Below are 13,150 nucleotides of genomic sequence, written 5' to 3' on the forward strand. Positions count from 1 at the left end.
TAACATAGCGCGCATCCCGGTGCGAGGAAAGTCGCAAATCTGAAAAGGAAGTGGTATAGGGTGACTTACCGCTATACTGTTGCCTAAAAGTTATTTTAAAGGGAGCTTTGACATGGGGTTAGCCAAATCCGGCCTGGCACTGGCATTGTTTATGGCCTTCGGAATGCTGAGCGCGCCTGCGCAGGCCTACCAGCAAGATAAAACGTATAAAATTACCATCCTGCATACCAACGATCACCACGGCCATTTCTGGCGTAACGAATATGGCGAATATGGCCTTGCCGCGCAGAAAACGCTGGTGGACAGTATTCGTCAGCAGGTCGCCGAACAGGGCGGCAGTGTGCTGTTACTTTCAGGCGGCGATATCAATACCGGGGTGCCGGAATCTGATTTGCAGGATGCCGAGCCTGATTTTCGCGGGATGAACCTGATTGGCTACGATGCGATGGCCGTCGGCAACCATGAATTCGATAATCCGCTTACTGTGTTACGCCAGCAGGAAAAATGGGCCAAATTCCCGTTCCTTTCCGCCAATATTTACCAGAAAAGCACCGGCGAACGGCTGTTTAAACCCTGGGCGCTGTTTAAGCGCCAGGATCTGAACATCGCGGTCATCGGCCTGACCACCGACGACACCGCGAAAATCGGCAACCCGGAATTCTTTACCGATATCGAATTCCGCAAACCGGCGGAAGAAGCCAAACTGGTGATTCAGGAATTACAGCAAACCGAAAAGCCGGATGTGATTATCGCCACTACCCATATGGGGCACTACGATAACGGTGAGCACGGCTCCAACGCGCCGGGCGATGTAGAAATGGCGCGCAGCCTGCCGGCGGGATCGCTGGCGATGATTGTCGGCGGTCACTCGCAAAACCCGGTGTGCATGGCGGCGGAGAATAAAAAGCAGCAGGATTACGTGCCCGGCACGCCGTGCGCGCCGGATCGCCAGAACGGCATCTGGATTGTTCAGGCTCATGAATGGGGCAAATACGTAGGCCGCGCGGATTTTGAATTCCGTAACGGCGAGATGAAACTGGTGAATTATCAGCTGATCCCGGTAAACCTGAAGAAAAAAGTTACCTGGGACAACGGCAAAAGCGAGCGCATCCTTTACACCCCGGAAATCGCCGAGAACCAGAAAATGCTCTCGCTGCTGTCGCCGTTCCAGAGCAAGGGTAAAGCCCAGCTTGAGGTGAATATTGGCAACGTCAACGGCCACCTGGAAGGGGACCGCAGCAAAGTCCGCTTTGTACAGACCAACCTCGGCCACCTGATCCTGGCGGCGCAGATGGCGCGTACCGAAGCCGATTTCGCGGTGATGAGCGGCGGCGGTATCCGTGATTCGATTGAGGCGGGGGACATTACCTATAAAGACGTGCTCAAGGTCCAGCCTTTTGCTAATACCCTGGTGTATATCGATATGCCGGGCAAAGCCGTAGTGGATTATCTCACCGCCGTGGCGCAGAAAAAGCCGGATTCCGGCGCCTATCCGCAGTTCGCCAACGTGAGCTTTAGCGCTTCCGGCGGCACCCTGAGCGATCTGAAAATCAAAGGCGAGCCGGTGGATCCGAATAAAACCTACCGCATGGCGACGCTGAGCTTTAACGCCACGGGCGGCGACGGCTATCCGCAAATCGATAACCAGCCGGGTTATGTGAATACCGGGTTTATTGATGCGGAAGTGCTGAAACAGTACATCCAACAAAACTCGCCGCTGGATGTGAACGCTTACGAACCGAAAGGCGAAGTAAGCTGGAAATAAGACTCAGCGAACCGGGGCATGCAGCCCCGGTTTTTTTATGGGCGCTAATCGCGGCGGGCGATATCCGCAAAGGTGGCGTTGAGTAGCGATGCCAGATCCTCTGCGGCGAGTTCGATATCCAGGCCGCGCTTGCCGCCGGAAATATAGATACTCGGGAAACCCTGGGCGGGGGCGTCAATCAGCGTCGGCAAACGTTTTTTCTGGCCTAACGGGCTGATGCCGCCTACCAGATACCCGGTGGTACGCTGCGCGACCATCGGATCGGCCATATCCACTTTCTTCGCGCCCAGCGCTTTGGCGACTTTTTTCAAATCCAACTGCGTGGCGACGGGGGTCACCGCCACCGCCAGTTGCTTGCCGTCACCATTCATCGCGACCAGCAGCGTTTTATAGACCTGGTCGGCATTAAGCCCCAGTTTACGCACCGCCTCGTCACCAAAATTGGTTTCATGAGGGTCGTGATCGTAGGCGTGAATTTTAAACGCGACGTTATTCTTTTCGAGCAGTTTGACCGCGGGTGTCATGGTAATTACCTGATTTAGGTTCAGTCATCAGAAAAGGTTAAAAGCAAAGGCAGCGGAAAAATAGAACAAAATTGCGCATCTGCTACAGGTTCTTCAGCAGCGCAGGCACATTGCCTTCGCCATACAGGTGCAGCGCGCCCACCGCCACCACATAACGGCCTGGTGGGAGGTTTTGAAGATATTCGCACCATGCCTGGTTACGCTGATTCATCAGCACGTCATAAAGATCGTGCGCGAAGGTATTGGGCAGAGAGACGTGACTGTCGCGCGGCGGGTTACCGAGCCACCAGCCAATCATCAACTGCAACAGCCGGGCGTTAGTGTGCCAGTGGGTGAGGGTGTCATGAAGCAACCCCAGCCCTTGTTCAGGCAACTGGCGCAGCAGGGCAATTTGGCTGTCCGCGCCTTCCAGTTCCATCACACGGGTGTGACTGGCCTGGGCGGCCTGCAACAGCTGATAGTCAATGCCGTATTCCGGGCGCAGCCCCAGGCTTTGGGCCTGATGGGCCTGTAACATTAACGCCACCTGCCAGGCCGGCTGGTGCTCCAAACGCGCAAGGGGAATGGAGAGTTCGCTGGCGATTTTTTCAATTTGCTCGAGGCTGGCAGCATCCAGACGCTCAGCCAGCGGGGGCTCAGGCTGATCAAAGCCGAACGGCGAACCCCCTTCGCGAATATCCGCTTCGACGATCAAGGCATCGGCGCGACGCACCTTTTCAACCAGGCGTGCTGAAAGCGGCGACATATCCTTTGTGCCCATATGGATACTGCCGACAAGGTGGAGGTAGCGTTTTCCGGGCAACGTGATGTCGATGGCGGGCCAGGGGTTAACCGGAGAAAAGCTCCCCAGTAGTGCGCGCAGACGGTCAAACAAGCCCATAAATGCGTTCCCGGTAAAAGAACACATGCTAACGCGCTGAACAGAAAGGTGCAAATTCGCCCGGGAGAGCCTCCCGGGCGAATCATCAGGCTTTGGGTTTAAAGCGCAACAAACGGTTGGCGTTGCTGACGACGGTAATGGACGACAGCGCCATTGCCGCGCCGGCTACTACCGGGTTTAATAACGTCCCGGTCAGCGGCCACAGAATACCGGCGGCAATCGGGATGCCCAGCGTGTTGTAGATAAACGCGCCCAGCAGGTTTTGCTTCATATTACGCAGCGTGGCTTTGGAAATCGCCAGCGCATCAGCGACGCCCATCAGGCTGTGGCGCATCAGGGTGATGGCGGCGGTTTCAATCGCCACATCGCTGCCGCCGCCCATGGCGATACCCACATCCGCCTGGGCCAGCGCAGGGGCGTCGTTAATCCCGTCGCCGACCATTGCGACCTGGCGACCTTCGCGTTGCAGTTTAGCAATCGCCTCCGCTTTGCCATCCGGCAGTACGCCTGCGATCACCTCATCGATGCCGGCCTCTTTGGCGATGGCCTGAGCGGTGATGGCGTTATCGCCAGTCAACATGACCAGGCGATAGCCCTCGCGATGCAGACGGGCCAGCGCGTCGCGGCTGTCTTCGCGCAGCGGATCGCGGATCGCCAGTAGCGCAGCGGCCTTACCGTCAATGGCAAGCAGCACCGGCGTTGCGCCTTGCCGGGCCTGACGGTCAATTTCCGCATCCAGTTCGCGGGTATCCACCTGCTGTTCGCGCAGCAGCGCCTGGTTGCCCAGCAACAGCGTATGGCCTTCGGCTTCGCCGCTGACGCCCAGCCCGCGCAGGGTGCGGAACCCGTTCACTGTAGGCAGCGACATCGACGCCGCTTTATCCAGGATGGCGCGCGCCAGCGGGTGGCTGGAGCCCTGCTCCAGCGCGGCGGCCAGACGCACCGCCTGCTGCTCGTCAACGCCCCCGGACACCAGCACGGCAACCACCTGCGGTTTACCTTCAGTCAGTGTGCCGGTTTTATCGAACACAACCGTGTCGAGGGTGCTGGCGCGTTGCAGCGCATCGGCATCGCGCACCAGCGCGCCAAACTCGGCGGCGCGGCCTACGCCGGAGATAATCGACATCGGCGTTGCCAGCCCCAGCGCGCAAGGGCAGGCGATAATCAGTACCGTGGTGGTGATCACCAGGGTATAGACGATTTGCGGTGCCGGGCCGAAGAAGTACCAGATGGCGCCGCTGAGCAGCGCAATCAGCACCACGACCGGGACAAACACCGCCGAGATGCGGTCGGCGAGTTTGCCGATTTCCGGTTTACTGCTCTGCGCCTGGCGCACCATGCGAATAATGCGCGACAGGGTGGTATGGTTGCCGACCGCACTGGCGCGGAACAAGACGCTGCCATCCTGCACTACGGTTCCGGCGTGGACGCTCTCGCTGACGCCTTTTTGCTGCGGGATCGGCTCGCCGGTCAGCATCGCTTCATCAAACCAGGCTTCACCCTCGGTGATTTCGCCATCGACCGGAACGCGATCGCCGGTGGTCAGGCGCAGCGTCATGCCCGGCTGGACTTCTGCCAGCGGCAGCGTCTGTTCGCCGTTTTCAGTAACCACGCGCGCGGTGGGCGGTGTGAGATCAAGCAGCCGTTCCAGCGCCTTCGACGACCGCTGGCGCGCCCTGGCTTCCAGCATATGGCCGAGGTTAATCAGACCGATAATCATAGCGCTGGCTTCATAGTAAAGATGGCGCGCTTCCATCGGGAACCACTGTGGCCACAGGTTCACGCTTATGGAGAACAGCCAGGCGGCACCGGTGCCGAGCGCCACCAGGGTGTCCATGGTGGCGGTGCCGTTCATCAGGCTTTTCCAGGCGCTGCGGTAAAAGTGGCCGCCCGCGAAAATCATCACGCCCAGGGTGATCGCACCGATAACCAGCCACAGCGAGCGGTTATCTTCGGTGACCATCATATTGTCGCCGAACATGCCCCAGATCATCACCGGCACGCCCACGGCCAGCGCGAGGGCGGATTGCCAGCGAAAGCGCTTCATCGCCGCCTGGGCGGTTTGCTGCTGGCGCTCGCGGCGCTCGTTGTCGTCTTCAATGGCTTCAGCGCCGTATCCGGCTTTCTCAACCGCGCTGATTAATTCGCTTGCGGAGGCGCTACCCATCACTAACGCGGTGCGCTCCGCAAGATTCACCCGTGCCTGCGTCACCCCGGGCACGCCGGAAAGCGCGTTTTGAACCCGGCTTACGCAACTGGCGCAGCTCATGCCGTCGATCAGCAACTGTTGGCTGTCATCGTACGACGCGTCTGCCGGAAGCGAGGTAGGTGCCGCTGTCAGTGCTTCCGACGGGATTGATGACTCTGTCAGCGGATCAGCCTTTGGGTGGCTTAACTCCGCCCCGTATCCGGCTTCTTTTATGGTTTCGATTAACGCCTCGGCAGATGCGCTGCCGGTAACCAGCGCGGACGTGATAGTGACGTCAGCGGTGTCGACATCAGAACGTTTTTCCAGACTCTCTTTTACCCGTTTAACGCAATGGCCGCAGGAGAGACCATCCAGGGTGAGATTAACAGTATGAGACATTGTGAAACTCCTTCTCGGTGAGCCAAAACTGAGTGGCTTTGGTGACGTTATAGAAGGGTAAACCTTACAGCAAGGGGAAGGTCAAGGGGGGATTCTTTGATGTATCGAAGGGTGCTTGAAAGGTGTTCGTCCAGACATTGAGACAGGAAAGGGCGAATTAATTCCGGATTTGATGTTCATTAAGCTATCTCGGTGAATAGTCGTAGTGATGAGTCAGAGTTTCCTGACATCATATATAAATCAATAGGTTAGTAATTATTAAGATTCTGAAAAAATTGGTGGGTTTTGGCGTGTGTTAAAAAAATAAATAATTCAGTAAGATACATTTAGGTGTTCCCCGCGTCAGCGGGGATAAACCGGCGGCTAATAACGCGCCGGGATTCCCACACTCGTGTTCCCCGCGTCAGCGGGGATAAACCGTAACCATTTCGCAGTGGGAACGCGACGAGACCGTGTTCCCCGCGTCAGCGGGGATAAACCGCCCGTCTGATTGTTCAGGGTACCGGGGCTGGCGTGTTCCCCGCGTCAGCGGGGATAAACCGCTCCCGGGCTTTATCTAAAAAGGCTACCTCCTGTGTTCCCCGCGTCAGCGGGGATAAACCGAAAATGGCTAAGATTTACGTTATTTGTGATGAGTGTTCCCCGCGTCAGCGGGGATAAACCGCCTTTTTTGCTCATCTCGGCATTTAATCTTTCGTGTTCCCCGCGTCAGCGGGGATAAACCGGCCGCTTTTTGAGCCTGGACGCGGGCTTTACGGTGTTCCCCGCGTCTGCGGGGATAAACCGCAAATGGCAACGGTTCAGGTAAAATCCACAGGGTGTTCCTCGCGTCAGCTGGGATAAACCGTGAACGAAGTGCCGGACTTGTCCACCGCAAAAGTGTTCCTCGCATTAGCAGGGATAAACCGGTCAGTGACTTAATCATTATCCCCGTTACTCCATGTTGCCTGTCCCCATGAGGCATAAAAGAAATCATTCAGATATCGGAATTTTTTTAGGTTAAGGGCCTTTTTTAACCATTAATGATTGTTAAATCATTGATTTATATTGTAACGAGTATCGAGTTTTCAATGCTGCAAGGGCACTTTTATTGCCAGCATTAAAGTTAGCTTCGTTGTTGATATATTTAGCAGGGGTTAATCTAAAATGAATTACTGACAGGGATGATGAAATGGATACGGTAGAAGAACAGGGCGGTACATATTTCTATCACGGCAACGCAAATGTCACTCCAGAAGAATTATTCTGGCTGATATTCGCTGAGAGCCTTGCTGATCATATGGGTGTTTCGGTAGAAACCGCAGCAACAATTCTGGCTGGCATGCCCCTGGTGCCAAAACGCAAGGTATTAGGCGCATCCGGTTCCCGAACGAGCATCGCCTCAAAAGCGGCCAGACAAATTTTAAAAGACGCTCGGTTTCCGGGAGGAAGGCGAGTCAAAACTACCATTGGTATGGGCAAAATTCGTTACACAAACAAAATAGGGACGGCGGTTGGGAGAGCTGTTCCCTTTGTCGGCTATGCACAGGCTATCATCATATTTGCCGCTGTTGGACAAGTGACAAGAAGTAAATTTAACCTGATCGCCCGACCAAAAGATCGGATTGCATGGACATATTTCTGATGCTATTACCTGATGAGCAAGAGTTTCTGGAATACGTCACCGAGAATTATAGCGAGCGTAAGCGTCCGGCAAAGAAGGAGTGGACGTTTCAGGAGTATTTTAATTTCGTACCAGAAGATCTGGAGGACATGCTCATCGATCTGTTCACCAGATATGACATTGAACACAGTAATTTTGATTTAGATAATTATTTTGAGCCAGAACTATTCTGGTGGCAGTGGAAGCTCAAGAAACAGTGGCGTGGCCGCAAATTGAAACCGCTGACACTTGAAATGATTATTGAGTCAGCGAAGGCAGGAAGATGGTTGTATGACTAAGAGCTAAAGCGCCTTTATGCTTTATATGCGAGCAGGATAACATTAAACGCATTTCATTTATGAAAAATCCAATAATATTTATCTGCTTAATGTCGATAGTTTGAATTGAATCACACAACCCAATACGTAATAGCGCGATCATATCCAGAAAGTTGACCATGGAGTGGTTTGAATTTGACAATATTTAATTATTGGGGAAAGACGCGCTTAGGTGATAAATCTGCAGGCGATGATTACCATCTGCTGGTCTGGCATTCCCTTGACGTAGCCGCAGCAGGCTATTGGATGTTAAAAAATAATATTTATCATACCCAAGATTATTTATCCCAGTTGGGCTTTTCCAGTAAAGAAGCAATGGTAGATTTTTTCTTGTGGTTGCTCTGTTGCCATGATGTCGGGAAATTTGCCCATGCGTTCCAGCAAAGATATCGGCATAAGGATTTAGGTACGGCTGATACTCCCTTCGTAAGGTATTCAAAAGCGCACCACACTGCGCTTGGGTATTGGCTTTGGAAAGAAATCATACCCGACTTTTTAGAGGTTTATCCCAAAACAGAACTTAAGGGCAGAAAGCTGGAAGATGCTGTCAATCGTTGGATGTCAATTTCAGCAGGTCATCACGGGGCGCCGCCTGGATTAATAAACGTGTCAAATCATTTTCGCAAAGAAGATTATGATGCTATTCGTGATTTTTTAAATGAAGCACTGAGGCTATTTCCTCATGCTGAAATTCCTGTTCACTGGGATACACCAGAAGCGCGTGAAACAATAAAGTTATTATCATGGCCTGTTTCTGCGGTGATAGTATTGGCCGACTGGATAGGCTCGAATTCTACGTATTTCCCATGGTTAGCATCTTCAATGCCATTGGAAGCCTACTGGCAGATCGCGCTCGATAATGCTAATAAAGCGGTACAACATTTACCTCAATTACCATTAGTCAGCGCGTATATTAATATTAAGCATTTATTTCCGTTTGTTTCTCAACCCACTCCATTGCAACAAAAAGTGGAGAATATCGACCTCTCTGCCGAGGGGCCACATTTGTTTATTCTGGAAGATGTGACAGGCGCGGGGAAAACAGAAGCCGCATTAATCCTGGCGCACCGGCTTATGGCGGCAGGAAAAGCCAGAGGAATGTTTATTGGTTTGCCGACTATGGCGACGGCGAACGCTATGTATGAGCGCATGTATAAAACCGCGAGAAAATTTTATCAGGATGCCAGTAACCCCAGCCTGATTCTGGCGCACAGCGCACGCCATCTTTCAGATCTGTTTAGCCAGTCGGTATGGCTTAATGAAACAGAAGGTACTGAAGAGCCCGATGATGAACATCCGTCTACGCAGGGATGTGCTGCATGGTTTGCGCAAAGCAATAAAAAAGCATTACTGGCTGATATCGGCGTAGGGACAATCGATCAGGCAATGATGGCGGTAATCCCCTTCAGGCATCACAACCTTAGGTTGCTTGGGCTTCTTGATAAGTTGCTGATTATCGATGAGATCCATGCCTATGACACTTTCATGTCGAAAATTCTTGAGAATCTGATCGAAACGCAAGCGCGTTATGGGAACTCGGCAATTTTGCTATCAGCAACCCTGTCTCAATCTCAGCGTGAACGTCTGGTTGCCGCCTTTTCCCGTGGAACGGGAAAAACGGTGGCGGCGCCATTTCTGTCACAGCATGACTATCCCTGGGTAACTCACGTTGCCAGTGGCGAAATAGACTCCAGCCCGGTAGCTACACGTAAAGAGGTTATGCGCCGGGTGGCCGTTGACTGGCGGCACAGTGAAGCTGAATGCATTACGGCATTGTTGGATGCAGTTGCTCAAGGGGAGTGCATCGCCTGGATCCGTAATTCAGTGGATGATGCGGTACGCATATACCGCCAATTAATTAGCAGTGGCAAAGTTAATCCTGAAAGTGTGCTGCTGTTTCATAGCCGGTTTGCATTTTGCGATCGCCAGGTGATTGAAAGTAAAACGCTGCGTTGGTTTGGTAAGCCGGAAAGTGGGCATCGTGCCGGTAAAGTGATTATTAGCACCCAAGTGTTAGAGAGCAGTTTGGATCTGGATTTAGATCAAATGATCACCGACCTTGCGCCCGTCGATCTCCTTATCCAACGCGCCGGGCGGCTAAAAAGACATATCCGCAATCGCAAAGGCGAGCTCAAAAGCACTGGCGAAGATGAACGTTCTTCGCCAGTGCTAATGATTTATTCGCCAGAATGGACGGATGAACCACAGCCTGATTGGCTCTCTTCGTTTATGCCCAACAGCGCATATATCTACCCCGATCACGCTAAGCTATGGTTGACCCAGCGCATCCTTCGTCAGCAGCAAGAAATAAGAATGCCGGAATCTGCACGAATGTTAATTGAGTCGGTTTACGGCGATGACATAACAGTACCGCCCGGGTTTGCTCGCTCCCGAAACGAGCAGGAAGGTAAATATTACTGCGACCTGGCTATTGCCGATCAGCAAAGCGTGAATTTTACGCCGGGATACATGCCTGGAGTAAACGACATGATGCCGGAAAAGCTGGCAACGCGGCTTGCAGAGGAGTCCATCACACTTTGGCTGGCAAAACAGCAAGGCGATGATGTGGTTCCGTGGGCGTCAGGCGAAAACGCGTGGGAGATGAGTTCACTGCATGTGCGTAAAAGCTGGTGGCTAAAGCATGAGCAGGATTTTTCAATGCTTGCTGGCGAAGCGTTACAAAAGTGGTGCAACGAGCAAAAGCAGGTGTATGCCAACGTAGTTTTGGTAACGGATCAAAAAGACTGCGGCTATTCAGCTGAAGAAGGGTTAATAGGCAATTAGTAATTAGAGTGCCTGGAACCTATAAGTTCCAGGGCTTAACCCCGTTTGCACGGGGAACATTATTAGCGGCGGTAATTGCCGGTTGATCCCTCCAAAAGAGGGAAGTCCTCATTCTACCAATGGTGCAATCATAAAGTGAAAAATAATCTGTTCAGTAGCATTGTTATTTTTAGTGATGGTTATTTTTTAAAGCTTAAAGCAGCAGCGGTTATTGCCTTCCATTTTTTTATTTTTGTGTTATTTTTCCATTGTTAGCAGTGCGTTTTAATTCGATTTGATTATGATTTTCGAAAATAAATTCATCTAATTGATGATTTATTTAAAGGTAAATCCATACATGGAGAAATGGCATGAATATAATAACGCCAACCTATAAGCGCTTTATATGTAAATTGATGTTCCGGTTGGGAAGCAAACTATTATTACAGTTTGAATTCTCTATTAATTAAAGAAAATAGGATTGAATTAGCCAAGGATGGCGATGTTTCTCAGGAGTGAAAATGGAGCTTTCTTTAATCACTACCCCCTGGTTATCCGTCAGATTCAAAGACGGAACACAGGGAAAACTGGCACCTGTGGATATCAACAATGACAATGTTGTCGATCTGGTGGCCAATCGAGCCGATCTTCAGGGGGCAGCATGGCAATTTATGATCGGTTTGCTGCAAACCACATTAGCCCCGAAAGATAGTGAAGAGTGGCGGGATATTTGGGATGAAGGTCTGAGTAGCGAAAAGGTAAAACAAGCGTTATTACCGCTAGCTGACCGCTTTATTTTTGGCGAATCGTCTCCGTCATTTATGCAAGATATCGAACCGCTTGCGGGCGAAAGTGTAGATATTGCGCTTTTGCTTCCTGATACCCCAGGCAGCCAGGCCATCAAATTCAACAAAGATCATTTTATCAAACGTGACGTCACACAACATTTTTGCCCGCACTGCGCGGCGTTGGCGTTATTCGCGTTGCAGCTTAATGCCCCGGCAGGCGGTAAAGGGTATCGCACAGGATTACGTGGCGGCGGCCCAATGACAACGCTGGTGGAACTTCATGCTATAGGCGACCAGCAACAGATCCCCCTGTGGCGCAAAGTCTGGGCGAATGTCATGCCGCAAGATGTGTCAGCGCTGCCCGTGCCGCAGAGCTACGATGCGTCCGTATTTCCATGGCTTGGCCCAACACGTACCAGTGAAAAAGACAGAGCAACCACGCCGGTCCAGGTTAATAAACTTCAGGCTTACTGGGGAATGCCACGGCGGATACGTATCGATTTTTCTGACGTTGTATCCGGCAGTTGCCATCTTTGTGGTGCTATTTCAGACCAATTACTTAGCAGCATGAAAGTCAAAAATTATGGCGTCAAATATGAGTGTTGGGAGCATCCACTGACTCCGTATCGACGCCCCAAAAAAGAACTGAGTGAAAAATTTTCCTGAAAGGCGCAGCCGGGGGGATTGCTTTGGCGAGACTGGCTGGGACTGAATTGGGAAGTCACAAACGATAACAATGACGAATTTCCCGCGTTAGCGACTCGTCTGTTCATGGAATACCGGCCCCGAAATGTCATCAGCGGTTTATGGGGATTCGGTTATGACTTCGACAATATGAAAGCGCGCTGTTGGTACGAGCACCATTTTCCCGTTTTGCATATCGATAAAGCCCAACGTAACGCGCTACTTCCTCATCTTCAGGAAGCCGCTAAATTTGCTTCGCAAACTGTTTCCCAACTGCGTAGCGCCCTAAAAGAGGCATGGTTTTCCAATCCCAAAAATGCAAGAGGGGATTTTAGCTTTATTGATATCGATTTCTGGCATCGCACTCAGCCAGCGTTTTTTGAACTGGTTTCATCACTGGAGCAGGGGGGCGAAGGGGAGCAACTTATTACTTTCTGGCGTGGCTATCTTTGGCAATTTGCCCGTAAGGAGTTTGATAAGCGAGTCTTTACCAACCCTTATGAGCCGATGGACATGAAACGGATTATGACGGCGCGTAAGAAATACTTTACTCGCACAAAAGATAAACCAGCAAGCCGCTCCAGACGGGGCAAAGAGCAGGAGGCACAGTGAGAACTTTTTTAACGGATGAACATAAAAAAACGCTTCGCACATGGCATAGCCAGCTTGAAAACCAACGTGGATTACGTGCAAGCCTACGGCGCAGCAAGACAGTGAATGAGATCTGTATGTCCGAAGGTTTTCGGTCATTACTTGTTCAAACCCATTCTTTGTGGAAAGTCGAACATCAGGCGTGGCGTTTTACCGCCCTGGCGCTGGTGGCCGGACTGGTGTCGCAGGTAAAAAGCAACGATGAGCGGCAGACATTTGCCGCCCGCGCAGGTAATAAAAGTGAAAGTAAGCGGCCATTAATGTCGGAATTGCGCTTTGCCCGCCTGCGTGCAGTAAAAACACCTGATGCCCTGCTGCGCCAACTGCGCCGCGCCGTGATGCTGCTTGGTGGGAACGTCAATGTGGTTTCGCTCGCAGAAGATGTTTTTCACTGGTGCCAGGAACATGAAGATTTGCGCACGCACTACCGCCGCCAGCAGCCGCTGACTGAATTTATTCAAATCCGCTGGGCCATGGAATATTACCAGGCTGACGATATCTCCGATTTAGACACTGAAAACGAATAAG

Annotated in this window: 8 protein-coding genes, 1 pseudogene and 1 CRISPR repeat array; of the genes and pseudogenes, 6 read left to right on the forward strand and 3 right to left on the reverse strand. The window is 51.9% G+C overall.

The window, feature by feature from the left end; all coding sequences use genetic code 11:
- Window positions 1–112 precede the first annotated feature (112 nt).
- A complete protein-coding gene (gene ushA / locus FHW74_RS17820; RefSeq protein ID WP_183171695.1) occupies window positions 113–1,765 on the forward strand; it encodes a bifunctional UDP-sugar hydrolase/5'-nucleotidase UshA in 1,653 nt (550 codons plus the stop codon).
- 44 nt (window positions 1,766–1,809) lie between these two features.
- On the opposite strand, the gene ybaK is transcribed toward ushA, so the two are convergent.
- The 3 genes from ybaK to copA form a co-directional block, all read right to left on the reverse strand.
- Window positions 1,810–2,289: a Cys-tRNA(Pro)/Cys-tRNA(Cys) deacylase YbaK gene (ybaK, locus tag FHW74_RS17825; RefSeq protein ID WP_183171696.1), complete on the reverse strand. Its 480-nt coding sequence runs from the start codon at window positions 2,287–2,289 to the stop codon at window positions 1,810–1,812.
- Between the two features lie 82 nt (window positions 2,290–2,371).
- The gene (locus tag FHW74_RS17830; protein WP_183171697.1) at window positions 2,372–3,169 is read right to left on the reverse strand and encodes a TraB/GumN family protein; all 798 of its coding nucleotides are present in this window, start codon (window positions 3,167–3,169) and stop codon (window positions 2,372–2,374) included.
- A gap of 85 nt (window positions 3,170–3,254) precedes the next feature.
- Complete coding sequence (copA, locus tag FHW74_RS17835; RefSeq protein ID WP_183171698.1) at window positions 3,255–5,756, reverse strand: copper-exporting P-type ATPase CopA; 2,502 nt, start codon at window positions 5,754–5,756, stop codon at window positions 3,255–3,257.
- Between the two features lie 330 nt (window positions 5,757–6,086).
- Window positions 6,087–6,664: direct repeats of the CRISPR family, unit length 29 nt; unit sequence GTGTTCCCCGCGTCAGCGGGGATAAACCG.
- A 263-nt stretch (window positions 6,665–6,927) separates the two neighbouring features.
- Between copA and FHW74_RS17840 the strand changes: the two genes are divergently transcribed.
- The 5 genes and pseudogenes from FHW74_RS17840 to casB all read left to right on the forward strand — a co-directional run bounded on the left by FHW74_RS17840 (window position 6,928) and on the right by casB (window position 13,149).
- Entirely contained in the window at window positions 6,928–7,380 is a 453-nt protein-coding gene (locus tag FHW74_RS17840) for an STM2901 family protein (protein ID WP_183171699.1), read from the forward strand.
- Window positions 7,380–7,697: a DUF1493 family protein gene (locus FHW74_RS17845; protein WP_183171807.1), complete on the forward strand. Its 318-nt coding sequence runs from the start codon at window positions 7,380–7,382 to the stop codon at window positions 7,695–7,697. Before FHW74_RS17840 ends, FHW74_RS17845 begins: the two co-directional genes overlap by 1 nt.
- A 174-nt stretch (window positions 7,698–7,871) precedes the next feature.
- Window positions 7,872–10,520 (forward strand): CRISPR-associated helicase Cas3', encoded by a 2,649-nt coding sequence (gene cas3, locus FHW74_RS17850; protein WP_183171808.1) that lies wholly within the window; start codon window positions 7,872–7,874, stop codon window positions 10,518–10,520.
- A 500-nt stretch (window positions 10,521–11,020) separates the two neighbouring features.
- Window positions 11,021–12,583, forward strand: a pseudogene (casA, locus tag FHW74_RS17855) (type I-E CRISPR-associated protein Cse1/CasA).
- The gene (casB, locus tag FHW74_RS17860; RefSeq protein WP_183171700.1) at window positions 12,580–13,149 is read left to right on the forward strand and encodes a type I-E CRISPR-associated protein Cse2/CasB; all 570 of its coding nucleotides are present in this window, start codon (window positions 12,580–12,582) and stop codon (window positions 13,147–13,149) included. Before casA ends, casB begins: the two are co-directional and overlap by 4 nt.
- The last annotated feature ends 1 nt before the right edge of the window (window position 13,150 follow it).

Origin of the sequence: Atlantibacter sp. RC6, assembly GCF_014193285.1 — a bacterium.
In the GTDB taxonomy this organism is placed as follows: Bacteria; Pseudomonadota; Gammaproteobacteria; order Enterobacterales; family Enterobacteriaceae; genus Atlantibacter.